Origin of the sequence: Chloroflexus islandicus (assembly GCF_001650695.1) — a bacterium.
GTDB classification, from domain to species: Bacteria; Chloroflexota; Chloroflexia; order Chloroflexales; family Chloroflexaceae; genus Chloroflexus; species Chloroflexus islandicus.
Genome location: NZ_LWQS01000062.1, coordinates 1 through 24960, shown reverse-complemented (window position 1 = coordinate 24960; position 24960 = coordinate 1). Strand labels below are relative to the sequence as shown.

The window sequence follows — 24960 nt, the reverse complement described above, 5'->3', positions numbered from 1 at the left end:
GGTTGCAAGAAATAACATCAACCATCGTTTGACAGTATACCATACCGATTTTCGCCGCCTGAGTCAGGGTACAATAGAGTCGGACAACCAACAAGCCACCCCTGCCAATGGAACAGCAAACCTCCAGCCAACTCTTTCGGCCTTACGTACCCGCAGCCCTGCGCGACGCGCTCGGCGCCGGGCTGCTCCGTCCGGGGCAAGTGCAGACCTACCAAGCGACCATCCTGTACACCGATCTGAGCGGATTTACCCGCTTGACCGCCACCTTCGCCACCCTCCCTGACGGAGCCGAGCGGCTGCACAGTATTTTGCGCAACTACTTCGAGACGATGATTGCGACCATCGCCGCTAATGGCGGTGACGTCATCCATATCGCTGGCGACGCTTTCACCGCATGGTGGCCCAACATCAATGATCCCGCGGTCGCTATTCACTGCGGCTATGCCTTGCATAATGCCATCGCCGCCCTTAACCCCATCATAACGCCTGCCGGGCCGTACAATCTCGAATTGCGCGTTGGGGTCAGCGTCGGCCCGGTCCATCTCGCCTTGGTAGGCATCCCAAATCAAGGCATCCATCCCGTCTTAATCGGCCAGCCGATCAATACCGCGAGTCTGGCCGAACAACAAGCGCAACCGGGTGAAGTGCAATTGCTCGTCACGAATCACCAGTCTACACCGGTGATCGAGTATCAGCCGCCAATCGAGGCCCCCATCTTGACGTGGGAACACTTCCTGCCGCCGAGCTTTGCCCGCCGCCTCCGCCTCAACACGCTCGTGGCCGAATATCGCCGGTGCGTTCCGGTCTTTGCTGCCTTTGATCTGCCTGAAAACCCGATCGATCTGCAACCACTAGTGATGCAAGCGCAATCAGTGGCGATGCGGTGGGGCGGGTGGTTAAACGAGATTGAGGTTGGCAACAAAGGCGCCGTCATGGTCTTTCTCTTTGGCGCGCCGGTCGCGCATGGCGACGATACGAGCCGCGCCATCGGCTGCGCGCTTGAATTACGCGACCGGGGGGTGATCCGGAAAGCAGGCATCACCGTCGGCTCGCTCTTCGTGGGTGAAGTCGGCAGCCGGCTCCGCCGCGTATACACCGCCCAAGGCGAAGACATGAATCTTGCCGCGCGTCTCATGGAACTTGCCGCCCATGGCGAGATTCTGATCTCAGGGCGGGTGCGGCAAGATACGATTGGCCGCTACCGCACCAGTCCGCCGCAACTGATGAGCATCAAGGGGTACGATCGCAATATTCCCGCAGCTACGGTGCTTTCCGATCGCATACGCACCGACGAATCCGGTTCGCATGCGTTGCGCGCCGCGCTGCCCACGCATGTCACTCTAATCGGGCGTGACCACGAACGGATGATGATTGATCAGGTTATTGATCGATCAACCCATCACAGCAATATCTTGCTGATCGAGGGCGAGACGGGGATTGGCAAATCGACCCTGTTGTACTACCTTAGTTTGGAATGGCTCAAGCGCGGGTATCACGGTTTTCGTGGCGAATGTCACAGCGGCACCCAAGAACGGCCCCTGCACCCTTGGCGCGCGATTGTTGGCGAGTTATGTGACATTGACGATCATGCGCCGATGCACGTGCGCCGCACGCGCTTGCAACAGGCATTGACCGAGTTGCCAACGGCCCTGCCCCATCAGGTAGCTGCGTTAGCACGGCTCCTCGATGTGGAAGGATTTCCACCGCCAGCTAAGCTGATCGACCTCGCCCCACTAGTGGTTGAACTGCTGTTGCACCGGCTGCAACGCGAACCCATCTTGATCATCCTTGAGGATGTTCATTGGGCCGATCCCGAATCGTTGCTACTGCTCGGCGAGATCATCGAAGTGCTGACGCCGCATCTCCCATTGTTAGTCGCACTCTCATATCGCCCTTTGCCCGACCATCTCGTGCCGTTTGCCCAAACCTTGCGCCAACTCCCATTTACAACCCATCACCTGCTCGAACGGCTGCCAGTCGCTGACCGGGCAAACCTCATTTGCGAGCTGATCGGGGTGCGCACGATTGACCCTCGTCTCCTCCAGTATCTCGAACGCTACGCGGCTGGACAACCACTTTTCATCAAAGAATATGTGCGGCTCTTATTACAAAAGGGGCTGATTGCGATCGAACAAAATGAGGCACGCCTGCTCGGCCCACTGCCGCACGTCCAACTCTCCAGCTCGGCAATTGGTATTGTCCAAGCGCGGATCGATCAGATGGATGAACGCACCCGCTTGACATTTAAAGTCGCTGCGGTCATCGGGCGCAGCTTCCCGTTGCGCTTGCTGCACCACATCCATCCCGCCCGGCTGAGTGAAACCGAATTGCGTCACGATATTGAATTACTCGTACACGATCAGTTAATTGAAACCGAGATGGCCGATCCAGAGCCGGTATACCGCTTTAGTTTCGGGATCGCGCATGAAGCAGCCTACACCAGCCTGCTCTTTGCGCAACGGCGCGAATTGCATCAAGCCATTTACCAGTGGTATGCCACTGCCTATCAGGCCGAACTCGCCCAGCGCGAAGCTCCGCTCGCTGTATACGATGTCATTATCCACCATGCGCTGCGCGCCGAACTATGGTCAGAGGTGATTGAGCATTGTCAGCAGGCCGCCTTGATCAGTGCGTGCCGTTCGCTGTTCAACAGCGCGTTGCGTTATCTCGAACAGGGGATTGGGTTGCCGGGCCATAGTGAACGCCGTGCGGAACTCCTTGTCTTGCGGATGTTGCTCAATGATCGCACCGGCAATCATCTGCACCAGAGCGAGGATTTTGCACTCTTGCAAAGCTTGTTGCGTGAGCGCGACCAGCCGAACATCACTGCCATCGCGGCAGTATTGCATCTGCATCACATCCTCATTAGCGGGACCTTGCACCTCTTCGATGCGCATCTCGCCTATGCCCAACTGCAAGTCGACCGGCTCAATCGCAACAACGCTGTGCTCAGCCGCCTGTTGCAGGCCAACATCTGGCTCATCACCGCCCAACGCTTGGCGCTCAAGCGTCAAGAGCGGGAAGCCCTCACCCACCTCCAACGAGTTGACCGGCTGTGCGCGATGTTGGCGCGCCAACCAGTGCCGGATCATGCGCTCGCAAGCCTCATGCCCATCGAGAACATCGCCGCGCAGAGCCAAGAATTGCAAGGCTGGATCCTCTTCGAGATGGGCACGTTTCAACAGGCGCACCAGCGCTTTCAGCGGGCCAACGAGCTTGCTCGCACGGCCAATGATTGGATCATTGAAAATCGTGCGTTGATCGGGCTGTGCCACACGATGTTGGCCGGCAACCAGCTCGATGAAGCCGAGCGCCAATTGCAGCAGGCGTTACACATTGCGCGCTCGATCGGCGATCGCTATGGGCAGGTGTTGGGGTTGCGCACACAGGCGCTCTTACACGCGAACCGTCAAGATGGCGAGACGGCGCGCCGCCTGATTTGGCAAGCTATCGCCATTGCCGGCAGCTCGCGCATCGCCATTCTCGAAATAGCGCTCGTGAACCAACTGGAAGGGCTCGTCAGCGAGTTAGAGCAACAGGATGATAGTACAGAGGATTGAAGACGGCGCAACAAGATCACGCTATGACCAAGCATAGCGTTCGTCCGCCATCTTAGACATCACCCTACGGAAAGAATGCCTGCCACCAACGCTGCCAGTTAGGCGGCGGCGGCGGCAACGGGACGGGAGAGGGCACTGCCGCCGGCGCTGTAGTTGGCGCAACCTCCGGTACCCGTTCGGGCACAATCACGATATCACCCTCACGGGCCAAACCAAGATCGCGCGCCCACTCTTCCGCCGCGGCATCCGAGCGTTCGTACTCAAGCCGCGCCTCCAGCGACTGCGTTGTCGCCTGTAAACCGGCCACTTGGTCATTGGCAGCCGCCAACTCACGCTCAAGATGGCGCGCAATGACGATTTGATTCACCAGATTCACCGCCATCCCGCCAGTCATAACCAGCAGCAACGCGATCAGCGCCAACGAGGCCAGTGTGCGCCCGCCACCGGGAAACGTCGCCGCCAGCCAGCGCCGCACCCGGCCACGCAGCATCGCCCAACTGCGCCGGAGGCCAGTCACGAGAGTGGCGGATGTCGAGGCTTGGCGATAGCGTGGCATACAAAGGTGTTCGCGCGGGAATGATCAACGATGCTTTCCCGCGCGTCATCAACCGCAAGTGTTTACGACTCAGACGATGATCGCGATTCGCGGGGCGCTTCCAACAGCAACGGCTCTTCGATATTGGTCGTCATCGAGCTCTGGCCGCGGAAGAGACCACCCGGCTCAATATGCAAGGCAGCAGTGGTAATATCACCCCAGACCTTTCCGGTCGGCGAGATTTCCAATTGTTCCAGCGCGGTAATTTGGCCTTTCACCGCGCCTGACACATGCACATTCCGCGCCTTTATCGTCGCAATCACCCGCCCCGTTTCACCGATGATCAGATTGCCGACGACCTCAATATCGCCTTCCACAGCGCCATCGATGCGGACGTTACCCTCGGCATTCAAGGTGCCAACAAAGCGAGTATTGGCTCCGATCACCGTCTCTGGCCGGCCATTGACCATCGGTTGCGGTTGAGCGGATTTGCGGTTCGAACCAAACATGCGCGCGATCCTCCTCCACATAGCCGGCCACCTGTATCTACAAGCACATGTACGTAAGAGGCCGGAAGACTGCCCGATCGTGATCGGGAAATCGTTGCTGCCATTATAAACGATACTGCCAGCCGGGGCAACGGCTAATTATGGCGCCAGCCGCTCGCGTCGCCAACCGGCAGCGGTGCGGGTATAACAGAGCCGGTCGTGCAGGCGCGATGGCCGCCCTTGCCAAAACTCAATCCGATCAGGGAACACCCGATACCCGCCCCAAAAGGGCGGGCGTGGCGGTTCTTGCGCAGAAAATCGTGCTGCCACCTCGGCAATGCGCTGTTCGAGTTCAGCGCGGTTGGCGATGGGCCGGCTTTGGGGCGAGGCCCACGCCCCGATCCGGCTTTCAAGCGGGCGCGTAGCGTAGTAGGCATCCGATTCCTCGGCGCTGATTGGCTCGGCGTAGCCTTCAACCCGCACTTGCCGTTCCAATTCCGGCCAGTAAAAGACCAATGCCACCGCCGGATGTGCCGCCAACGCGCGCCCTTTACGGCTCTCGTAGTTGGTGAAAAAGACGAAACCACGCTCATCAACGCCTTTGAGCAAGACCATCCGCGCCGAGGGTCGCCCATCAGGATCAATCGTCGCTAGCGTCATCGCGTTTGGTTCGATGAGGCCAGCCTCAGCCGCTTCGCGCAGCCAGCGGATGAACTGAGCAATCGGGTCGGCGTCCACTTCGCTTTCTGATAAGCCGCGTTGCGTATATTCCTTGCGTAATTCGGCCAGATTCATCAATGCACTCCAGTTGCGCAGGAACGATGGCTGTCATACAATAGCGCCGATGATGAACAACAGCGCCGCGATTTACGTTGCCCATTCTGATCACGCCGCCGTTACGACGGCACTAGCCGCTATCCTTGCCGAACAGGGGTGGCATGCGGTTGACCTTCCACCGCATGCGATCAGCGGCATTATTATGATACCTGATAAACCTTATCGCCACTTTTTTATTGCCCCCTCGACCAAAGGGTGGGTGGCTATTTGGGAAGATCCTCGCTATTTTGCCGACCGGAACCTTGCCCGCGCATTGGCGGCCCGGCTGCATACCCGTAGTGTCTGGATTGAAGTCGGCGGCAATGGCGTCAGTTGGGCCCGCGGCGTGTACCAAGACGACACCGTCGGCGAAGAGCGGTTTGAAGCCGTCGAAACCACCTTCTACGGCGAGCGCGGCGTCGTTCATCTCGCCTTTGATCCCGACCCATTGCCCGAAGAATGGATCAGTCAACTAGGGTTGCCGTATCCCGAACTCCATTATGAAGCGATTTTGGCTGGCGCGATTCCGCCAGCCGGGCCGCCGTTGCACCTTGCTGTGCAACGGCGCGCCAGCGCCGCCCAGTAAGCGGCTATTCTTGGCTAGCGCCACGTACTGCCATGCCATACACCATTTTGATGATTGCCTCGACCAGCTTCTTTTCCGACTACGGCAACCACGTGCGGATTTTGGAAGAGATCCGCGCTTTGCAACGCCGCGGCCACCGGATTGTGCTGGTCACATACCACAACGGCGATGACATTCCGGGGATCACTATCTACCGCTCATGGGATGTGCCGTGGATCAAACGCGCTGTCGTCGGTTCATCACGCCACAAACTCTACCTCGATGTGGGGTTGGGGTGGCGCGCCTTGCGCACCGCCTTACGCATTCGCCCTGACATCATCCATGCCCACACTCACGAAGCCGCTGCGATCGGCTTGCCGCTGCAACGCCTGCTCAACCGGCCCTTGATCCTCGACTATCAAGGCAGTATGACCAGCGAAATGCTCGACCACGGCTTCATCCGGCGCACCAACCCGCTGTTTGTGCCATTGGCCCGGCTTGAACGGATGCTGAACCGCACTGCCGACGCGGTCATGACCTCGACCCACAACGCAGCCAATCTGCTGCGCCGTGATCGCTCGGTGCCGGAAGAACGCCTCTTTACGATTGCCGATGGCGTCGATACCGAACGCTTTCGCCCCTACGATGGCTCGCCGGCATGGGCTGCCCAGCGAGCCGAACTGCGCGCGCAATTGGGCATCCCGCCGGATCGCCGGATTGTCGTGTATATCGGCCTGCTTGCGCCCTATCAAGGCACCAATCTGTTGCTCGAAGTGGCCCAACAGATGTGCCAGCGCCACCCTGATTTGCACTTTTTGATTATGGGCCACCCCGATCCGCAGAGCTACCGCAACCTCGCGGCCAGCTTAGGCATCGCCGATCACGTCACCTTGCCGGGGCGCATCATCTACCGCGATTTGCACAGTTATCTAGCCCTCGGCGAGGTGGCGGTCGCACCCAAAATGAGCTTGACCGAAGGCAACGGCAAGATCGGCAACTATATGGCGATGGGGTTGCCCACCGTTGCCTTTGACACGCCGGTCAACCGCGAGATTCTGGGGCCGTACGGTTTCTACGCCAAACTGGGCAACGCCGCCGATTTTGCCGCTCAGCTCGAGCTGGCGCTGACCAACCGCGAACTGGCTGCCGAGCGCGCTGCCGGAGCGCGAGCGCGGGCCGTGGCCGAATTATCGTGGGAACGGGCCGCGATTGCGATTGAGGCGATCTACGCTGCCGCCATTGCCCGCCGCCAAGGCGAGGACAACGGCGATGATGAATGAGCACGTGGGGCGCACGGATATGCGCCCCGCCGCAGGATCACAAAATCTGGCTGAGGAACAGCTTGGTGCGTTCGTTGCGCGGATTGGTGAAGAATTGGTCGGGAGTGCCCTCCTCAACGATCTGGCCTTGATCCATAAAGACGATCCGGTCAGACACTTCGCGGGCAAACCCCATTTCGTGGGTCACGCAGAGCATCGTCATACCGCTGCGAGCCAGCGTCTTCATCACGTCCAGCACCTCTTTCACCATTTCAGGGTCAAGCGCCGAGGTCGGTTCGTCGAACAGCATGATGCGCGGCTCCATCGCCAGCGCGCGCGCAATCGCCACCCGCTGCTGCTGGCCACCGGATAGTTGGCCGGGGTACTTGTGGGCCTGCTCGCGGATACCCACCCGTTCGAGCAACTCAAAGGCTTTCGCCTCAGCCTCTTTGCGGGTCTTCTTGCGCACCCAAATCGGGGCTAGCGTAATATTCTGCAAGACCGTGAGGTGGGGAAAGAGGTTAAACTGCTGGAACACCATGCCCACTTCGCGGCGGATGGCATCGATATTGCGAATATCGTTGGTCATTTCGATGCCGTCAACGATGATCCGCCCCTCCTGATGTTCTTCGAGCCGGTTGATAGTACGGATGAAGGTGCTCTTGCCGCTGCCGGACGGGCCGCAGATCACCACCACTTCACCGCGTTTCACCCGCAGGCTCACATCCTTCAAGGCATGGAAATTACCGTACCATTTATTGACGTTTTCGCAGATGATAATTGGTTCGTTACTGCCGTTTCCGCTCATATATGACTTCCTTCGCTCAAGATAGGGAATGATCCGCAATTAGTGCCGGCTGCGCGCAATCTGATCCTCGATCCGCTTGCTAATGCGCGACATCGTAAAGCTAAACACCCAGTAAATCGCCGCAATGACGAGAAACGTCTCGCGCCAGACACCGCCGGGAGTACCCAGCCATTCCGGCTGGCCGACGATATTCTGCGCTGCGCCGAGCAGATCGACGAGACCGATGATCACGACCAGCGAGGTGTCTTTGAACAACGAGATAAACTGGCCGACCAGCACCGGCACCACCGCGCGCAGCGCCTGCGGCAGCGTAATCAGCAGCGTCGTCTGCACGACATTCAACCCCAGCGCGCGCGCCGCCTCAACCTGCCCTTTCGGAATCGATTGCAAACCGCCGCGCACGTTTTCGGCCAGATACGCCGCACTAAAGAGCGTCACCGCAATCACGGCCCGCACCAGCGCATCAATGCTCTCGCCGCCGGGGAGGAAGAGCGGCAGCAACAGCGCCCCCATAAAGAGCACCGTCACCAGCGGCACCCCGCGGATCAACTCGATATAGAGCACGCAGAAGGTACGGATGACCGGCAACGAGCTGCGCCGGCCCAGCGCCAGCAGCACGCCAAGCGGGAACGAGAGCACAATCCCGCTCACGGCCAGAATGAGGGTCAGGATCAACCCGCCCCATAGCTTCGTCTCAACCACCGGCAAGCCGATCCCGCCGCGCAAGATCAAGATCACGGCTGGGTAGGCCAGCAGCCACGCGATGATCAGCGGCCACCGCACCTTATTCCCGACGAGACGGGCCAGTTGATCGCCGCCAACCAGCAACACCGCACAGATAAACATGAAGAGCCAGCCGGGCAGCGAGGTCTGGCCGGGCAAATCCGGGAAGGTAAACGCGACAAAACCGAGCGCAACGCTGATCGCTGCGGCGCCTAACGCCACCATGCGCACGATGCCGCCCCACAAACCCGAACTCAGACCAAGCAACACCATCACCAACGCCATTGCCGCCTGCGGACGCCAAAGCTGATCGACCGGGTACGTCCACGTTAGCAACAGCTTGATATTGGTAAACGCCGCCGACCAGCCGGGGGCAGTCACCATCCACGAGACAAAGCTCGTCACCGTCTGCACGATGACATAGAGCAACACGACCGTAATAATGACGTTGTACCACGTCGAAAAGAGATTCTTGCGCAACCACTCGATCAAACCGATCTGCTGGCGCGGCGCGCGGCGCGAAGTTGGGCGACTGATTTCGGTAGCCACAGGCGTCTCCTTAGCGCTCGACGAGTTGAATGCGGCGGTTGTACCAGTTCATAAACAGCGACGTCAGCAGGCTGACCGAGAGGTAACTCGCCATCAACATTAGGATCACCGGCACGGCTTGGCCGGTCTGATTGTTAATCGTGCTTGCCACGTAGAACAGGTCAGGATAGGCAATCGCCACCGCCAAGCTGCTATTCTTGGTCAGGTTCAGGTATTGGCTCGTAAGCGGCGGGATAATCACGCGCAGCGCTTGGGGCAGAATCACCAACCGCATCGTCTGGCCGGGAGTCAACCCCAGCGCGCGGGCCGCTTCACGCTGGCCCTTACTGACCGCCAAAATACCGCTACGCACAATCTCGCCGATAAACACAGCAGTGTAGATCACCAAACCGACCAACAGCGCGGCAAAGCTATTAGTGACGGTAACGCCACCCACGAAATTAAACCGCTGCAATTCGGGGATCGAGAGGCTCACCGGCCAAGCGCCGTAAACGAAATAGGTTGTGAAGAAGCCGATTACGGCCACACCCAAGGCGATCAGGAAGGCTTGCGGCATGGCCACACCGGGCCGGTCGCGACGGGCAAACTGGATGCGGCGAATCACATAGTAAACCACGCCGCACACAATCCCGCCGTACACCCAGACCATCCACGCACCAAAATCACTGGCCGCCTGCGGCCATGCCAGCGTCACGCCACGGTTATGCAAGTAGAGCAAACCGCCGACATCAATACTCTCTTGAATGCGGGGAAACAGACGGGTCAGCGAAAACCAGAAGATCAATTGCAAGAGCAATGGCACATTGCGCACTATTTCTACATAGACCAGCGCCACATTACGCAACAGCCAATTATCGGACAGGCGCGCAATGCCAAGGATTAAACCCAAAATGGTCGCCAAGATAATCCCGATCACGGCCACCCGCACCGTGTTCAAAATGCCCACCAAAAAGGCGCGCCCGTAGGTCATCGAGGGGTCATACGGAATTACGCTTTCGGCGATCGGGAAGCTAGCGGGAACTGATAAGAAGGCGAAGGTCGGCAACAGATTGGCCTGCCGCAACCCATTCATCATGTTCGAGTAGAGGTACCAGAGCAGCGCGGCGACCGCGATTGCAAAGACGATTTGCACAATGATCGCAATAATGCGCGTGTCGCGATAAAACGGAATCGTTACTTTACCGGAAGGAAGTGGTGGAGAACCAGCCGCCATAGGCTACTCCTTGAATATGAATTTCCCAAATAGAGTAGAAATCAAACAATAACTTCTCTCACACCGTCTCAAGCATCTTGATGTGCAGCGCAAAAGTGCAATATCAATGCGCACGGCAAACCGTCAGGAAGCAACCGATGTTCCGAGCAACGTTGCAATCCAATATCTTTAGTAAAGGGGCGACGCAACACGTCGCCCCTCCAATTCTCTCCTGAGCGAACTTATCTGTTGTCAGCCTACCCTTCAACGCCTAGCGGAAGGGCGGCGAGTAGAGCAGACCGCCGTCGGTGTAGAGCGCATTCAGACCACGCGGCAGATTGAAGGGCGTATCGGGGCCGAGGTTGCGATCGTAGATCTCGGCGTAATTGCCCACGTGGCGAATAATGCGCACCGTAAAGTCATTCGACAAACCGATGCCCTTGGCCAGATCGCCCTCAATACCGAGGAAGCGGCGGATCTCCGGCACGTCGCTGTTGAGGAAATCATTCACATTTTGCGACGTAATACCATATTCCTCAGCTTGGAAGGTCGCGAAGACGATCCAGCGCACCGCATCAAACCACTGCGGATCACCCTGCCGGACTGACGGGCCAAGCGGTTCCTTCGACATCGTCACTTCGAGGATCTTGTGATCAGCCGGGTTGCTGAGCAGGGTCAAGCTCGAAATCAGACCCGACTTGTCAGTCGTGAAGCCGTCGCACTGGCCGGCGTCATAGGCAGCGCGGGTCGAATCGCCATCGGGGAAGACCACCGGCGTGAAGGTCAGGCCACGGGCACGGAACTGGTCGGCCAAGTTCAATTCAGTGGTCGTACCCGTCTGCACGCAGATGGTAGCGCCATTCATGTCCTCCAGCGTCTCGATGCCGCTGTCTTTGCGCACCATCATGCCTTGGCCGTCGTAGAACGTGGTCGGGGCCCAGTCGAGGCCAAGGTTGCCATCGCGGCCCAGCGTCCACGTGCTATTGCGGATCAGTACGTCAATTTCGCCGGTCTGCAAAGCGGTAAAGCGCTCTTGGGCGCTGAGTGGGCGATACTCAACCTTGTCCGGATCGTCGAACAACGCCGCCGCGACTGCGCGGCAGAAATCGACATCGAATCCGCGGCGGACGCCAGCCGCATCGACGGTGGCAAAGCCGGGCAGCGGGTTGTTGTTGACACCACAGATCAGCGTGCCACGCGCCAGAATCCGCTCAATCTGGCCGCCGGCTGCGGGTTGGGCGGGAGTGCCGCCGGCAGGCGCTGCGGTCGCAGCAGGCGCTGCGGTCGGCGCTGGTGCAGCGGTCGGCTGCTCAGGAGCCGTGGTGGCCGGTTGGGCCGGCGCTGTGGTGGGCGACTGCTGGGCTTGGCCGCCGCAGGCAGCCAAGATCAAGCTGAGTAACCCAGCCAGAACCAAGGTGATGTGTTTGCGCATGTCCTCTCCTATACAATCTGATACGGTTGCGCGCTCACGCCGGACCTTCCGGCGCTGCGAACCGTGCGGTCCCTTTGGGGATGAGGCGAACTTGCCCCACGCGGCATCGTTGCGCTGCATTGACTTCATGTCATTCGGATTGGTGGAATGATACCATGATTCGCCAGAGTGTGCAAATCGTGTCAGGGTTGCACAGGATCGGGCGCTGGTTCCCTGATGGCAACGGCGCAACCACCGTGATGGCGTTCACCGCATCACCGGGGAGCCGCATCGCCGGCGTGACGATGATTGCGCCGCGCCGCTGCAACCATTTCGGCAGTGGCGCGACCGGTTGCGTGATCGCCATCCATTGCGCGCCGGCATCGCCGGGGAACCGCACGGCCGGACGAAAACCGCCTTGCTAGCATTCACCGCATCGCCGGGGAGCCGCATCGCCGGCGCAAACCACCCTGCTAGCGTTCACCGCATCGCCGGGGAGCCGCATCGCCGGCGCAAACCACCCTGCTAGCGTTCCCCGCATCGCCGGGGAGCCGCACGGCCGGCGTGACGATGATTGCGCCGCGCCGCTGCAACCATTTCGGCGGTGGCGCGGCCGGTTGCGTGACCGGCATCCATTGCGCACCCGCATCGCCGGGGAGCCGCATCGCCGGCGCAAACCACCCTGCTAGCGTTCACCGCATCGCCGGGGAGCCGCACGGCCGTGCGGCTCTACAGTGGTAACGATTGCAAATCGTGGCCGACCTGCGCTGCGCCGGTGAATCCGCCTGCCGCTACCTCGGCCAACGCCTGTTCGACCGGCATGGTCCAGCGTGGACTGAAATGCACCAGCACCAGTTGGCGCACGCCGGCGGCGGCGGCGACTGCGCCGGCTTGGCGCGGGGTGGTGTGACCGGCAAACGGCTCCGCAACCGTCGCTTCGTGAATCAGCAGGTGCGCGCCGGTGGCCAATTCGGTCACTGCTGGGCACGGCTCAGTGTCAGCCGAGTAGCACACTGCCGGCAACGATGGTGCGGTGAAGCGCAGGGCAATGCATGGCCGGCTATGCGCGGTTAACGCGGTCGCAACCTCTAAGCCATCAGGCAGACGCAGCCGATCGCCGGCAGTGATCGGTCGCCATTCCGCTATATCCGCCCATTCTTCCAACCCTGCCGCCAGCACGTATCCACGTGCCAGTTCGAGGGTTGGCGCGAGGCCGTAGACCGGCAGCGGCTCGCTGCGCCCGCCTAACCGCAGACTAAAGAGTAACGCCGGCAGACCATTGATGTGATCGCAATGGCTGTGGGTCAGGATGACACCCCGCAAGGTTTGCGGGTCAATCCCCGCCGCTAACAAACGGCGGTAGCTCTCGCCGCCAACATCAACCAGCAGCGGCCCTCCCGGCCCATCCCAGACTAGATGGGTATAGGCACGATCGGGATCAGGCAAGCCGGTGCCAGTGCCGAGCAAGACGATCCGTGCGTTCGTCATAATGCAGTCCTTGTGGATTACTCCTCATCATCAATCGGCACCAGTCGCTTGCGCAAGGCATAGATCGCCACTTGCGTGCGATCGGCCAAGTGGAGTTTCGAGAGAATGTTGCTGATGTGGGTTTTGACCGTCTTTTCCGAGACGATCAGCGTATCGGCAATCTCTTTGTTCGACATGCCCTTGGCGACTAACCGCAACACATCCATCTCGCGCGGGGTGAGCTGCTCGACCGGCGCTTCGTTGGGGCGCGGCGTGTTGAACTCTTGCATTAATTTGGCCGCAACATCGGGATGCAAGACGGCTTCACCGCGGCAGGCGGCGCGGACGGCATGGGCCAGCTCTTCCGGTGAAATATCTTTGAGCAGGTATGAGATAGCGCCGGCTTTGATCGCCGGAAAGACCTTGTTGTCGTCGGCAAAACTGGTCAGCACAATCACCTGTGACGAGGGGCTGACCGCTTTCAAGCGGCGAGTGGTCTCGACGCCATCAATACCGGGCATGACCAGATCCATCAGCACGACGTCGGGCAAGAGCTCGCGGGCCAGTTCCACCCCCTCTTCGCCACTGCCTGCTTCGCCGACCACTTCGATATCAGGTTGCAGTTCGAGAAAGTCGCGCAACCCTTGGCGCACGACGCGATGATCATCGATCAACAGCACGGTTATTTGTTCCATCAGCCGGCCTCCTGTGGGTACACGAGCCAAGGGATGGCAGCGTAAGCCATCTATCATCCGCTTGCGCTGACCACGTATTGCTTGATATGAGCTAAAAGATGAGACTGTAGATGATTGACCCTCATCCCTCCAGCTCCCTGCATCCGCACGCGGGAACAGAGGGAGCTGAGTCGTTCTGAAACGTGCTATTCCCTACTCCCTTCTGCCCATTCCCTCCTCACTCCCCGCATTCCGCCCGCGCAGCGGCACCACCACCTCAATCTCGGCGCCAGCGCCGGGCCGCGAATGGACAGCAAAGGTACCACCGAGTTCGGCTGCCCGTTCGCGCATGCTGAGCAAACCAAGATGGCGGCCTTCACCGGAAGGTCGCGCGGAGGGATCGAAGCCTTGCCCATCATCGATCACGCGAATACGCACCTGTTCAGCGGTTAGTTCAAGTTGAATCTGGACATTGCGGGCCGCGGCGTGTTTGACGATATTGTTGAGCGCCTCTTGCACGATCCGGAACAGCGGTTGCTCGATGCCGCGGGCATGGCGCTCGTCGCCGATCACGTTCAGCTCGATCCGCAACCCTTCGCGGTGGGCCAGATGCTGGGCATGCTGTTGAATCGCCGCCACCAATCCCTGATCGCGCAACGCTGGCGGGCGCAATTGAAAAATGAGCGCACGCATCTCGGCCAACGCGGCGGTAGCCGTCTCTTGCAACCGGTCGAGCAACGCCGGCACGCGGGCCGGATTCCGCTCAAATTGGGCGCGGGCCGCTTGGGCCGTGAGGGTCATACTAAAGAGCTGCTGGCTGACGCTATCGTGCAACTCGCGGGCCAAGCGGTTGCGCTCTTCGAGCGCCGCCGCCTGTTGGGCCCGTTGGTACAGCCGGCCATTCTCAACCGCGCCGGCCAGCATATCGGCCACCGTTTCGAGCACTGCCGCATCTTCGGCGGTCAAGCCAGCCGGTTGCGGTGATTCGATATTGAGCACGCCCAAGGTTTTGCCGTTGGCAATCAGCGGCACACACAGCTCTGAGCGAATATCGAGCCGCTCGCTCAAACCGAGATAATCGGCTTCGCTGGCCACATCTTCGGCGCGCACAATTCGCCCGCTGCGCGCAGCCCGTCCCACCAAACCGAGGTTGATGTGCTGGCGATAACCGACCCGCGACGGCGCATACTGGCCAGCCGAAGCGACTAACACCAGCTCGCTGGCATCATCTTCAATCAAGAACAGATCGACTTGCGGATAGCCAAACCCCTGCTGGATGCGTTCGGTCGCCAGCGGCAACGACTCGCGCAGATCGAGCGTGGCGGTGACAATACGCGCAATCGAATTCAGCACCGCCAATTGATCGGCGCGGCGCTGCACCTGCGCCGCCAACCGCTGCGATTCGGCGTAGAGTTGGGCGCTGACGATTGGGCCGCTAACCTGCGCCGCAATCGCTTCGAGCAGATCGACATCTTCATCGTTGAAGGCGCCGGCACGGCGGCTCACCACACTCAAGATGCCAATCACCCTGCCGCCGCTACGCAATGGCGCAATCACGCACGAGGCGACATCAGGCCCAAACAACAACGCCTCGCGTGTGGCAATCCGGCAATCGTCAATCACGAACGGTTGGCCGCTCTGCGCCACCCATGCCAGCGTGCCATCGAGCAGGGGCAGGCGTTGGCCAACCATGTCTGCCAACGATGGCGCCGCCGCAGCGACGAGCAGATCGTTAGTTTCATTGAGCAACGCCACCAAACCGCCACCGAACGCCGCAGCCAGCCGATCAACAGTTTGGCGCAAGATAGTGTCAAGATCAAGCGTTGCGCCGACAGCGCGCCCCAACTCGGCCAGCAGTTGCTCTTTGGCCAGCAAACGGGCGCTGCGCTCGGCCAGCCGCACGTTTTCCACCGCCAGCGCGGCTTGACGGGCAATCGCCTCGACCATCCGCACCGTCGCCAGATCGGGCGGCTGCGGCCACGCGATCACAATCACCCCAATCAGCCGCTCGCCCCGCCCCCGCAATGGCGTTAACAACGCCGCCGCCGGCGCAATCGCCGCCGTGTCCGGAACACCAGCGGGCAAGGCTTCCGCCGGCACAAGGTACGAATAACTCAGCCGGTATTCGGGCCGCAACAAGGACTGGTACTGCGCCGGCTCAACCGGTGCGGCCTGCAACTGCTCGGCAAGCTGTGGTTCGACGCCGGCGAAGGCGACGGCGTGCAGCGTGTCGCTTTCGTCGTCGCGCAGCCGCGCATAGACGCACGGACTGCCGACGATCCGCCGCAGCGTCTCTACCACTTCGCCAAGCAAACCTTCCGGCGAGTCATCGGCGCGCAGCGCATCACCAAACGCCAGCCAGTCGCCGAGCGGGAGTGATTGGTTTGTGGCTGTAGGATGCGAAGCGCTTGTCATAGGCGTTGCTCGTTACGTAGCGGTACCCGGCCCTGAAGGGCCGGGCTTGGGTTACGAAGCCCGCTGCGCGGGCTGATGGCCCTCACCCCCAGCCCTTCTCCCACCTGACGGCGGGAGAGGGGAGCGTAAAGCGAAGCGTTGAGGCATCGCACTGCGATCAATGGTTTTGTCCGCTATGCCCCCTCCCAGCCTTCCCGCGCTAGGTTCAAGGGCGGACCGAACATCTGACCCGGTACCCGACCCTGAAGGGCCGGGCTTGGGTTACGAAGCCCGCTGTGCGGGCTGACGGCCCTCACCCCCAGCCCCTCTCCCACCTGACGGCGGGAGAGGGGAGCGTAAAGCGAAGCGTTGAGGCATCGCACTGCGATCAACGGTTGTGTTCGCTATGCTTCCCTCCCGGCCTTCCCGCGCTAGGTTCAAGGGCAGACCGAACATCTGACCCGGTGCCCGGCCCTGAAGGGCCGGGCTTGGGTTACGAAGCCCGCTGCGCGGGCTGACGGCCCTCACCCCCAGCCCCTCTCCCACCTGACGGCGGGAGAGGGGAGCGTAAAGCGAAGCGTTGAGGCATCGCACTGCGATCAACGGTTGTGTTCGCTATGCTTCCCTCCCGGCCTTCCCGCGCTGGGGGGAGGAGTGGCGGGCCGGCGGCCCGCGCCCCCTCTCCGGCGCGGAGTGCGGGCGGCTCGCCCGCTGCTAACAACCTTTACTCCCCCCGCTGGGGGAAGGATCTGTCACGTACTTGCATTGTCGCATATCGCGGCGTTGATTACAACTCACGCTCATCGGCTTCGCTGGTCTCGATCGGCGACTCGCCGCGCCCGATCAGAATCGGGCCGAACAACGACTCCTGTTCGACCACAATTGCGCGTCGCTTGAGCAATTCCAACATTGCCCAAAACGACACGATCACCTCTTCGGGAGCCGGCTGCGCGGTGAGCAGATCGCTAAAATCGAACCACGCTGCGCGTTCGAGCCGGGCGCGAATGCGCGCAGCGACTTCGGCTACGGTTAGGCGAGGCGCCAGCACAATCCGCTCTTCGGGTTCGAGCGGCAATTGCAACTGCGCGCGGCGGGCCAGCGCCTGCAACAGATCGGCGATGCGATAGCTGGCCGGGGGCGGGGCGATCGTGAGCGGCGGCGGCGCGACGCGGGCAAAGGTGCTGCGCCCGCTCTCGTGCCAGACGCGCAGCAGCTCGGCGGCTTGCTTAAAGCGCCGGTACAACTCAAGCTGGGCAGCCAACTGCTCGGCATCCTCATCAACCGGCGCTGCCGGCGCGCTCGGCGAGCGGGGCAAGAGCGCGCGCGACTTGATCAGCACCAGACGAGCAGCCAAACTCACAAACTCGGCCAGCTCGTCCGGTTCGACTGCTTCCAGCGCGCGCACATGGGCCAGATACTGGTCGGCCACTTGGGCCAGCGCGATGGTGGTGATATCAAGTTCGGCGCGTTCGATCAGACGGAGCAGCAGATCGAGCGGGCCAGTAAAAGCCGGCAAGGTGACTTCGTAAGGCATATTGGCTGCCGCAAACGTGTGCAGAGGTTAGTTCTGCTCGTCGGCCCACTGCAACCGGGCAGCGCGACCGGTTGGGTGCGGATCATGGTAATGGCGCAGCGTCTCAACAATTTCCGGCGGGCAACCGGCGGCAGCGGCCATGCGCGCGCCGCGAGCGGCATGGTCGGCATAGACGGCAATCGCCGGCACGAGCCGGGCGGCCATCAAATAGAGGGCCGGCCAGCGCTTGAGGATCGTCGCCAGCACATACCAGCCGAGCGCCATCGGGCGGCCCGCGTCATCAACTTTGCCGCAATCGTGGTAAAGCGCCGCGCGCAACAACAACGTATCGCGCTCGCCGGCGGCGACGAGCGTATGGTAGACATCGAGACAGTGCCGCCGATCGTAGAGCGGCATCTGCCAAAACAATCGCTGCTCGGCGGGAGTGAGCACCTGCGCGACCAGCTCGTATTCGGCGGGTGAAACATCGGCGCGCAAAGCGTTGCGAAATTGGCGAATGCGGTATGATAGAGACATAAGACCATCGCTGGCGGTCGTGATGATTACCGGCGAAGCATTATACCGCCGGAAGCGACTCCAGCGCAATTGGCCCGTTTCGAGCATTGCAGAGTGGTCAGAGAAACGCAGCGCGAGCACGTGACCCGCTGCGTTCAGCGGGGTAACCGATTGTACCCATGGTAGAATGAGACTATGAGACACGCTATCATCTTTCTCAGCTTCATCTTCGTCCTTGTCGCCTGCACCGGCGCACCGCAGGCCAGCCAGCCGCTGGTGGTAGGCGAGACACCGATCGCATCGGAAAGCAAACTGATTGACACCAAACCGGATTGGGCCGCCATTCCCGGCGAAAAAGCGCCCGATTTCAGCTACACACTGGCCGATGGCACCTACAAATTGAGCGACCTACGCGGCAAGCCGGTGATCGTCAACTTTTGGGCCACGTGGTGCTTGCCTTGCGTCGAAGAGATGCCGGAATTTGAGGCGGCTCGCCGCGCTAACCCTGATCTGGTGATACTGGCGGTTAATCGCAATGAGTCGACCGAAGCGATCGCGGCCTTCGCGCCAAAAGTAGGGGTCAGCTTCCCCCTGATCACCGACCGCGACGGCGCGATTGGCGAGCGGTACGGCGTGACGAATTTACCGACCACCTTCTTTATCAATCGCGATGGCACCATCGCCGCCCGCCATCTCGGCGCGTTAACCGCCGCGCGGCTGGCCGAGCGACTAGCGGAGGTACGATGAGCGAACGTTCTCCTGATGAGATTCTCCGCATGGCGCAAGAGCGGATTGCGGCCCGGAAAGAGGCTGGGAAGCGGCCTATCCCGTGGGGGCCGATCTTTCTCGGCAGCTTCAGCGCGCTGCTGGTGGCTCTGCTCTTCAGCCCCGGCATGCCGCTGGAGTGGAAGATGTACGCGGTCGTGCATGGCATCTGCGCCCAACAGCACAACATCTTTGTCGGCGGGTTGCAATTTCCGCTCTGCGCGCGCAACAGCGGCATCTATCTGAGCTTTATGCTCACCTTCCTCTATCTGTACGCAATCGGGCGCGGGAGGGCTGGCAAGATTCCGCCGTGGCCGATTTCGCTGACGCTGGTGGCTTTCGTGGCCATTATGGCGGTTGATGGCTTCAATTCGCTCTTCCTCGATCTAGGGCTGCCCAACTGGTACCCGCCTGACAACTTCTTGCGCACCCTCACCGGCATGGGTATGGGGATCACGATTGCTACCGCGCTGCACATTGTGCTCAACAACACCCTGCGCCAAAATGTCGATCCGCAGCAGCCGGTTTTCGCCAACTGGGGGCAGTTGCTCGGCATTATCGTGATTAACCTGCTGGCGCTGGCCGCCATCTACGGCAACCTCGGCATCACCTTCTGGCCGCTGGCGTTTTTGGCCTTCTTCGGTATTCTCGGTGTGCTCTATTTGGTCTGTTTGTTGCTGACCAGCCTGTTTATGGGTTATGAAGGCAAAGTGACCAGCATCCGCCAACTGGCCGGCCCAGCGACGATTGCGCTCATTCCGACGTTGGTGATTGCAGGGGTGATGTCGTGGCTGCGGTTTTGGATGGAGAGCATGGGGTTGATCCTGTAAAGGCGCATGGAGAGCCGGACGGCTGTCCGGCTCTGAAGACGCAGAGGAAGCAAAGACGCAGAGGGGATTAAACGCAAAGACGCGAAGGTATGTAGAGCCGGACGGCTGTCCGGCTCTGAGGGCGCAGGGATGGTAAAACGCAAAGACGCGAAGGACGCAGAGAGCGCAGAGGTTTTTCTATGGTTTGGCTTTAGTGCGCTTGGGCACAGAACGATCATCCATACTTTGCGATCTTAGCGCACTTGGCGTCTTTGCGTTGAAGATACGTTGCGTCTTTGCGTTTAGATATAATACATCACCGCCCCATCGCGGCTGCGTTTGCGCTGGCAGAGATCATCGAGCGTGATTGAAGCCAGCCGGCGTTCGATCGTCGCGCGCAGCTCGCTCCACACCTCATCGATCAGCGCCCGATCGAGCGGTTCGGTGGGTTGCAAATCGTCGCGCCCGCCTTCCGCCGGCAAGATCGGCCCTTCCAGCACCGTCAGCGCCTCGAGCAACGTGATCGTTTCGGGTGAGCGGGCCAACAGATGGCCGCCTTGCGGCCCGCGCAAGCTCTCAACCAAACCGGCCCGGCGCAGCGTGATCAGCAGTTGGTTGAGGTAATTGACCGGAATCCCCTGCCGGCCAGCGATAGCCTCGCTCTGGATCGGCCCCTCGCCATAGCGCTGCGCCAAATCAAATAGCGCGCGCAACCCGTAGTCGCCTTTGCTCGAGATGCGCATCGTTGCCTCCATAGTCAAGTAGATCACTTAACATTGTAGCAATAAGGGCAACGGGCGTCAAACGGGGGAACAATAGCCAACGCTCGGCTCACCGGGCAGACGAAGCGGGCAAACGACGAATCCCCTTCCCCAATTCGCGCAACTTGTGGTATGATATGCTCATCCCATGACGCAGTGCGTCTAAACACACGGTTATGAATATACAACCGCGTGACAAGCGCACGAGAGTCCGCAACGGAGAGACATGGTCAAGGAGGAGCCAATGACTTATCAGATCAAGCGGGTTGGCGTGATCGGCGCCGGAACGATGGGGGCCGCGATCGCCGCGCTGGTGGCCGGTACTGGCATTCCGGTGTTGTTGCTCGATGTGCCGCCGGACTCTCTCACCGCCGAGGAGGAGGCCAAAGGCTTGACCCTCAGCCATCCGCAGGTGCGCAACCGGATTGTGCAGCAGGGGTTTGAACGCATGCGCAAGGCGCGCCCATCCAATCTCTACAGCGAGCGCAGCGCCGAACTGATTACGCTGGGTAATACCGAAGACGATTTTCACCGGCTGGCTGAATGCGATTGGATCGTTGAGGCGATTGTCGAGCAGATTGGCCCCAAGCAGGCGTTGATGGCGCGGCTGGAGGAGGTGCGGAAGCCGAACGCGATCGTCACCACCAACACCTCCGGCATCCCGATCCGGATCATCGCCGAAGGCCGCAGCGAAGCCTTTCGCCGCCACTTCTTCGGCAGCCACTTCTTCAATCCGCCCCGTTATCTGCGCCTGCTCGAAATCATTCCCGGCGATGAGGCCGATCCGGCGGTGGTCGCTGCCTTCCGCCGCTTCGCCGAAGAGCGGCTGGGCAAGGGGGTGGTGATCTGCAAAGACCGGCCCAACTTTATTGGCAACCGCATCTTTGTGTATGCGGGGCAGGTGCTGCTCAATTTCGCGCTCGAACATGGCTATCAGGTGGAAGAGGTCGATGCGCTGACCGGCCCGCTGATTGGGAGGCCTAATACAGCCAGCTTCCGCTTGCTCGATCAGGTCGGGATCGACGTGATGGCATACGTGGCCGGGAATCTGTACGACGCGATTCCCGATGATGAGAGCCGCGAGGTCTACCGGCACAACGATCTATCGCAGCGGCTGGTCGCCGCCGGCAAACTGGGCAAGAAGGTTGGCCAAGGCTTCTACAAAGAGGTCAAGCGCGACGGCAAGCGCGAGTTTTGGCCGCTCGATTTGCAGACGCTCGAGTATGTGCCGCCGCAAGGCACCGCTGCGGTTGATGAACTTATCGCCTCGACGCGCAGGATCAAACCGCTGCCCGACCGGCTGCGTTTTATCCTTGACCGGGCCGAAACCGGTGATCGCGGCGCGAAGCTGGTAGCGGCAGCGATCTACCCGATGATGGCGTATGCCGCCCGCCGCCTGCCCGAAATTGCCGATAGCGTGGCCGATGTTGATAACGCGATGCGCTGGGGATTTGCCCACGACATGGGGCCATTCCAGCTTTGGCAGGCGATGGGCATCGCTGAAACGGCGGCACGTATGCGTGCTTTTGGCGAGAGTCTGCCGGCGTGGGTCGATCAGCTTATCGCGGCTGAAGGCAGTTTCTACGGCGAGCTGGATGGCGTGCCGGCAGCATACAATGTCGCGACCGGCCAACTCGAACCCATCGCGCGCGATCCGCGCGCCATCGATCTGGCTGCGCTCAAGGCTGCTGGACGCGAGCTGTTTGGCAATGAGAGCGCTAGCGTGATCGATCTCGGCGATGGCGTGCTCTGCTACGAGCTGCACTCGAAGGCCAACACCATCGGCGGGCAAGCGGTTGAGATGCTGATCAAGGCGCTCGATGAACTTGAGCAGGGGCCGTGGATCGGCATAGTCGTCGGCAATCAAGGCCCGCGCTTCTCGGCTGGCCTCGATCTGAACGAGGTAGGTGCGGCGGTGATGGCCGGCGCGTGGGACGACATCGACGAGTATGCGGCGCTGGTGCAACAGACCTTCCGCCGTATGCGCGACAGCGCCAAGCCGATTGTCAGCGCGCCGTTCGGCCAGACGCTGGGAGGCGGGGTTGAGTTGTCGATGCACAGCGCGGCGTCAGTGGCTGCCGCCGAGACCTATATGGGATTCGTTGAGTTTGGCGTTGGGGTGATCCCGGCGTGGGGCGGCTGCACCGAGATGAACCGGCGAATTATCGCTGCGGCGGCGCGGAGCGGCAACGATACGCTGAAAGCCTTCCAGCAGGTGTTCGAGACGATTGCGTTGGCGAAGGTCGCCACCAGCGCCCACGAAGCGAAGGAGTTGGGTCTGCTGCGCCCGACTGACCGGATCGTCTTCAACCCTGATTATCTGATCGGCGAGGCTAAGCGCGAAGTGCTGCGGCTGGTGGCCGATGGGTATACGCCGCAGATCACTGCCAAACCGTGCTATGCCCTTGGCCGCGACGGGTTGGCAGCGGCGCGCATTGCAATCTACCAGATGCGCGAAGGCGGCTTTGCCACCCCCTACGATGCGGTGCTGGCCGAGAAGCTGGCGTATGTCTTGTGCGGCGGCGAACTGAGCAGCGCGCAGTGGGTTGACGACGTGTATATGCACAACCTTGAACGGACGACGGTGATCGAGCTGTTGAAGGACGAGCGCACCCAAGCCCGCGCCCGCCATATGCTCGAACATGGCAAGCCGCTCCGGAACTAAAGGCGCAGAGGGGGCAAAGACCCAGAGGATGGGAAACGCAAAGGCGCAAGTAGAGCCGACGGCTGTCCGGCTCCGCAGAGGACGCAAAGGTGTTTCCTATGGTTTGGCATCAGCGCGCTTGGGAGCAGACCCATCAGATATCTTTGCGTTCTTAGCGAACTTTGCGGCTTGGCGTTAAAGACACTTTGCGTTCTTGGCGAGCTTTGCGGCTTGGCGTTGAACACACGTTGCGCCTTGGCGTTACTCGTATAACAAAGGAGTTATCGCGATGCGAGAAGCAGTGATTGTTTCCGGGGTTCGCACCGCAGTCGGCAAAGCCGGACGCGGCGCGTTGCGCACGGTGCGCCCCGATGACTTAGCGGCGATTGTGATTAAGGCGGCAATTGAGCGGGCCGGGATCGAGCCGGGGTTGGTCGAAGACGTGATCATGGGTTGCGCGATGCCCGAAGGCGAGCAGGGGTTGAACGTGGCCCGCGTCGCTGCGCAGCGCGCCGGTCTGCCCGATAGCGTCTGCGGGGTGACGGTCAATCGCTTCTGTTCGTCGGGCTTACAGACGATCGCAATGGCCGCCTACCAGATTATGGCCGGCCAGAACGAGGTGGTGGTCGCCGGCGGCACCGAGAGTATGAGCATGGTGCCGATGAGTGGCAATAAGTTCTCGCCCAACCCCTATTTGGCCCAGCACGACCCGGCGGTCTACTTGGGCATGGGGTTGACCGCCGAGAACGTCGCCCGCCGGTTTGAGATCAGCCGGGCCGATCAAGACGCCTTCGCGCTGCGTTCGCACCAGCGCGCGTTGGCGGCCCAGGCCGCCGGCCTGTTCGATCGCAGCATCGTGCCGGTCGAGGTTGAGCTGGTTGAGCCGGGGCCGGATGGCCAACCCCGGCGGCGGGTGCAGATCTTCGACCGCGACGAAGGCCCGCGCGCCGACACCTCGGCAGAGGCGTTGGCCAAGCTGAAGCCAGTCTTTGCCGCCGAAGGAACGGTTACTGCCGGCAATTCGTCGCAGACGAGCGATGGCGCGGCGGCGGTAGTGGTGATGAGCGCCGAGAAGGCGGCTGAGCTGGGGCTGAAGCCGCGGGCGCGCTTTGTGAGCTTTGCGGTGGGTGGCGTTGAGCCGGAGGTGATGGGGATCGGGCCGGTGGTAGCGATTCCCAAGGCGCTGAAGCAGGCTGGGTTGACGCTGGCCGACATCGATCTGATCGAGCTGAACGAGGCCTTCGCCGCGCAAGCCATTGCCGTCATCCGCCAGCTCGGTCTCGACGAAGAGCGGGTCAACGTGAACGGCGGCGCGATTGCGCTCGGCCACCCGCTCGGCTGCACCGGCGCGAAATTGACCGTGCAGATCCTCGATGAACTGGAGCGGCGCGGTGGCCGGTACGGGATGGTGACGATGTGTATCGGCGGCGGGATGGGGGCAGCGGGGATTTTTGAACGGTTGGATTGATACGGTAACGGCGGTGTAGAGCCGCACGGCCGTGCGGCTCTAC

21 protein-coding genes are annotated in these 24960 nt (G+C 61.0%); 8 read left to right on the top strand and 13 right to left on the bottom strand.

The window, feature by feature from the left end; genetic code table 11:
* Positions 1 to 107 precede the first annotated feature (107 nt).
* The gene (locus A6A03_RS12540; RefSeq protein ID WP_066788784.1) at positions 108 to 3560 is read left to right on the top strand and encodes an AAA family ATPase; all 3453 of its coding nucleotides are present in this window, start codon (positions 108 to 110) and stop codon (positions 3558 to 3560) included.
* Positions 3561 to 3624: 64 nt separating this feature from the next.
* Here the strand turns inward: A6A03_RS12540 and A6A03_RS12535 are convergent, their stop codons facing one another.
* The 3 genes from A6A03_RS12535 to pdxH all read right to left on the bottom strand — a co-directional run bounded on the left by A6A03_RS12535 (position 3625) and on the right by pdxH (position 5378).
* Positions 3625 to 4116 carry a septum formation initiator family protein gene (locus A6A03_RS12535; RefSeq protein WP_245668976.1) on the bottom strand — a complete coding sequence of 164 codons (492 nt, stop codon included), beginning with the start codon at positions 4114 to 4116 and terminating at the stop codon, positions 3625 to 3627.
* A gap of 62 nt (positions 4117 to 4178) precedes the next feature.
* Entirely contained in the window at positions 4179 to 4604 is a 426-nt protein-coding gene (locus tag A6A03_RS12530; protein WP_066788774.1) for a bactofilin family protein, read from the bottom strand.
* A 138-nt stretch (positions 4605 to 4742) separates the two neighbouring features.
* On the bottom strand, positions 4743 to 5378 hold the full coding sequence (pdxH, locus tag A6A03_RS12525) for a pyridoxamine 5'-phosphate oxidase (RefSeq protein ID WP_066788771.1): 636 nt from the start codon (positions 5376 to 5378) through the stop codon (positions 4743 to 4745).
* Positions 5379 to 5427: 49 nt separating this feature from the next.
* Here pdxH and A6A03_RS12520 point away from each other — a divergent pair, with 49 nt between their 5' ends.
* Together A6A03_RS12520 and A6A03_RS12515 are read left to right on the top strand one after the other, a co-directional pair.
* Positions 5428 to 5985, top strand: coding sequence for a hypothetical protein (locus tag A6A03_RS12520; RefSeq protein ID WP_066788769.1), 558 nt, complete (start codon positions 5428 to 5430; stop codon positions 5983 to 5985).
* A gap of 32 nt (positions 5986 to 6017) precedes the next feature.
* Entirely contained in the window at positions 6018 to 7244 is a 1227-nt protein-coding gene (locus tag A6A03_RS12515; RefSeq protein WP_082908968.1) for a glycosyltransferase family 4 protein, read from the top strand.
* Positions 7245 to 7281: 37 nt separating this feature from the next.
* Here A6A03_RS12515 and A6A03_RS12510 read toward each other — a convergent pair whose 3' ends face one another.
* The 4 genes from A6A03_RS12510 to A6A03_RS12495 form a co-directional block, all read right to left on the bottom strand.
* Complete coding sequence (locus A6A03_RS12510; protein ID WP_066788766.1) at positions 7282 to 8031, bottom strand: amino acid ABC transporter ATP-binding protein; 750 nt, start codon at positions 8029 to 8031, stop codon at positions 7282 to 7284.
* A 39-nt stretch (positions 8032 to 8070) separates the two neighbouring features.
* Positions 8071 to 9303 carry an amino acid ABC transporter permease gene (locus tag A6A03_RS12505; protein WP_066788763.1) on the bottom strand — a complete coding sequence of 411 codons (1233 nt, stop codon included), beginning with the start codon at positions 9301 to 9303 and terminating at the stop codon, positions 8071 to 8073.
* 10 nt (positions 9304 to 9313) lie between these two features.
* Complete coding sequence (locus A6A03_RS12500; protein ID WP_066788760.1) at positions 9314 to 10516, bottom strand: amino acid ABC transporter permease; 1203 nt, start codon at positions 10514 to 10516, stop codon at positions 9314 to 9316.
* 250 nt (positions 10517 to 10766) lie between these two features.
* Positions 10767 to 11927: an amino acid ABC transporter substrate-binding protein gene (locus tag A6A03_RS12495; RefSeq protein WP_066788757.1), complete on the bottom strand. Its 1161-nt coding sequence runs from the start codon at positions 11925 to 11927 to the stop codon at positions 10767 to 10769.
* A gap of 155 nt (positions 11928 to 12082) precedes the next feature.
* Between A6A03_RS12495 and A6A03_RS20415 the strand changes: the two genes are divergently transcribed.
* The gene (locus tag A6A03_RS20415; protein WP_156525334.1) at positions 12083 to 12331 is read left to right on the top strand and encodes a hypothetical protein; all 249 of its coding nucleotides are present in this window, start codon (positions 12083 to 12085) and stop codon (positions 12329 to 12331) included.
* Between the two features lie 304 nt (positions 12332 to 12635).
* Here A6A03_RS20415 and A6A03_RS12480 read toward each other — a convergent pair whose 3' ends face one another.
* The 5 genes from A6A03_RS12480 to A6A03_RS12460 form a co-directional block, all read right to left on the bottom strand.
* Entirely contained in the window at positions 12636 to 13394 is a 759-nt protein-coding gene (locus tag A6A03_RS12480) for an MBL fold metallo-hydrolase (RefSeq protein ID WP_066788748.1), read from the bottom strand.
* A gap of 17 nt (positions 13395 to 13411) precedes the next feature.
* Positions 13412 to 14068, bottom strand: coding sequence for a response regulator (locus A6A03_RS12475; RefSeq protein ID WP_066788745.1), 657 nt, complete (start codon positions 14066 to 14068; stop codon positions 13412 to 13414).
* Between the two features lie 192 nt (positions 14069 to 14260).
* Positions 14261 to 16462 carry a sensor histidine kinase gene (locus A6A03_RS12470; RefSeq protein WP_066788742.1) on the bottom strand — a complete coding sequence of 734 codons (2202 nt, stop codon included), beginning with the start codon at positions 16460 to 16462 and terminating at the stop codon, positions 14261 to 14263.
* Between the two features lie 766 nt (positions 16463 to 17228).
* The gene (locus A6A03_RS12465; RefSeq protein ID WP_066788739.1) at positions 17229 to 17975 is read right to left on the bottom strand and encodes a segregation and condensation protein A; all 747 of its coding nucleotides are present in this window, start codon (positions 17973 to 17975) and stop codon (positions 17229 to 17231) included.
* 27 nt (positions 17976 to 18002) lie between these two features.
* Positions 18003 to 18611 (bottom strand): hypothetical protein, encoded by a 609-nt coding sequence (locus tag A6A03_RS12460; protein ID WP_245668975.1) that lies wholly within the window; start codon positions 18609 to 18611, stop codon positions 18003 to 18005.
* A gap of 54 nt (positions 18612 to 18665) precedes the next feature.
* Between A6A03_RS12460 and A6A03_RS12455 the strand changes: the two genes are divergently transcribed.
* Positions 18666 to 19217 carry a TlpA family protein disulfide reductase gene (locus tag A6A03_RS12455; RefSeq protein WP_066788736.1) on the top strand — a complete coding sequence of 184 codons (552 nt, stop codon included), beginning with the start codon at positions 18666 to 18668 and terminating at the stop codon, positions 19215 to 19217.
* Positions 19214 to 20065, top strand: coding sequence for a DUF2085 domain-containing protein (locus tag A6A03_RS12450; RefSeq protein ID WP_066788733.1), 852 nt, complete (start codon positions 19214 to 19216; stop codon positions 20063 to 20065). The genes A6A03_RS12455 and A6A03_RS12450 overlap by 4 nt, the downstream gene beginning before the upstream one ends.
* A gap of 281 nt (positions 20066 to 20346) precedes the next feature.
* Here the strand turns inward: A6A03_RS12450 and A6A03_RS12445 are convergent, their stop codons facing one another.
* A complete protein-coding gene (locus tag A6A03_RS12445) occupies positions 20347 to 20787 on the bottom strand; it encodes an RrF2 family transcriptional regulator (protein WP_066788730.1) in 441 nt (146 codons plus the stop codon).
* A 262-nt stretch (positions 20788 to 21049) separates the two neighbouring features.
* Here A6A03_RS12445 and A6A03_RS12440 point away from each other — a divergent pair, with 262 nt between their 5' ends.
* Together A6A03_RS12440 and A6A03_RS12435 are read left to right on the top strand one after the other, a co-directional pair.
* The gene (locus A6A03_RS12440) at positions 21050 to 23470 is read left to right on the top strand and encodes a 3-hydroxyacyl-CoA dehydrogenase/enoyl-CoA hydratase family protein (RefSeq protein ID WP_066788728.1); all 2421 of its coding nucleotides are present in this window, start codon (positions 21050 to 21052) and stop codon (positions 23468 to 23470) included.
* Between the two features lie 268 nt (positions 23471 to 23738).
* Entirely contained in the window at positions 23739 to 24917 is a 1179-nt protein-coding gene (locus tag A6A03_RS12435) for a thiolase family protein (RefSeq protein ID WP_066788726.1), read from the top strand.
* Positions 24918 to 24960 lie beyond the last annotated feature (43 nt).

Bases quoted from the DNA above. Each gene is read 5' to 3' on its own strand.
- A6A03_RS12520 (WP_066788769.1), top strand. From the start codon at position 5,428: ATGATGAACAACAGCGCCGCGATTTACGTTGCCCATTCTGATCACGCC.
- A6A03_RS12440 (WP_066788728.1), top strand. From the start codon at position 21,050: ATGACTTATCAGATCAAGCGGGTTGGCGTGATCGGCGCCGGAACGATG.
- A6A03_RS20415 (WP_156525334.1), top strand. From the start codon at position 12,083: ATGATTCGCCAGAGTGTGCAAATCGTGTCAGGGTTGCACAGGATCGGG.
- A6A03_RS12475 (WP_066788745.1), bottom strand. From the start codon at position 14,068: ATGGAACAAATAACCGTGCTGTTGATCGATGATCATCGCGTCGTGCGC.
- A6A03_RS12535 (WP_245668976.1), bottom strand. From the start codon at position 4,116: ATGCCACGCTATCGCCAAGCCTCGACATCCGCCACTCTCGTGACTGGC.
- A6A03_RS12470 (WP_066788742.1), bottom strand. From the start codon at position 16,462: ATGACAAGCGCTTCGCATCCTACAGCCACAAACCAATCACTCCCGCTC.
- A6A03_RS12515 (WP_082908968.1), top strand. From the start codon at position 6,018: ATGCCATACACCATTTTGATGATTGCCTCGACCAGCTTCTTTTCCGAC.
- A6A03_RS12480 (WP_066788748.1), bottom strand. From the start codon at position 13,394: ATGACGAACGCACGGATCGTCTTGCTCGGCACTGGCACCGGCTTGCCT.
- A6A03_RS12530 (WP_066788774.1), bottom strand. From the start codon at position 4,604: ATGTTTGGTTCGAACCGCAAATCCGCTCAACCGCAACCGATGGTCAAT.
- A6A03_RS12450 (WP_066788733.1), top strand. From the start codon at position 19,214: ATGAGCGAACGTTCTCCTGATGAGATTCTCCGCATGGCGCAAGAGCGG.
- A6A03_RS12445 (WP_066788730.1), bottom strand. From the start codon at position 20,787: ATGCGCATCTCGAGCAAAGGCGACTACGGGTTGCGCGCGCTATTTGAT.
- A6A03_RS12455 (WP_066788736.1), top strand. From the start codon at position 18,666: ATGAGACACGCTATCATCTTTCTCAGCTTCATCTTCGTCCTTGTCGCC.
- A6A03_RS12500 (WP_066788760.1), bottom strand. From the start codon at position 10,516: ATGGCGGCTGGTTCTCCACCACTTCCTTCCGGTAAAGTAACGATTCCG.
- A6A03_RS12465 (WP_066788739.1), bottom strand. From the start codon at position 17,975: ATGCCTTACGAAGTCACCTTGCCGGCTTTTACTGGCCCGCTCGATCTG.
- A6A03_RS12540 (WP_066788784.1), top strand. From the start codon at position 108: ATGGAACAGCAAACCTCCAGCCAACTCTTTCGGCCTTACGTACCCGCA.
- A6A03_RS12495 (WP_066788757.1), bottom strand. From the start codon at position 11,927: ATGCGCAAACACATCACCTTGGTTCTGGCTGGGTTACTCAGCTTGATC.
- A6A03_RS12435 (WP_066788726.1), top strand. From the start codon at position 23,739: ATGCGAGAAGCAGTGATTGTTTCCGGGGTTCGCACCGCAGTCGGCAAA.
- A6A03_RS12510 (WP_066788766.1), bottom strand. From the start codon at position 8,031: ATGAGCGGAAACGGCAGTAACGAACCAATTATCATCTGCGAAAACGTC.
- pdxH (WP_066788771.1), bottom strand. From the start codon at position 5,378: ATGAATCTGGCCGAATTACGCAAGGAATATACGCAACGCGGCTTATCA.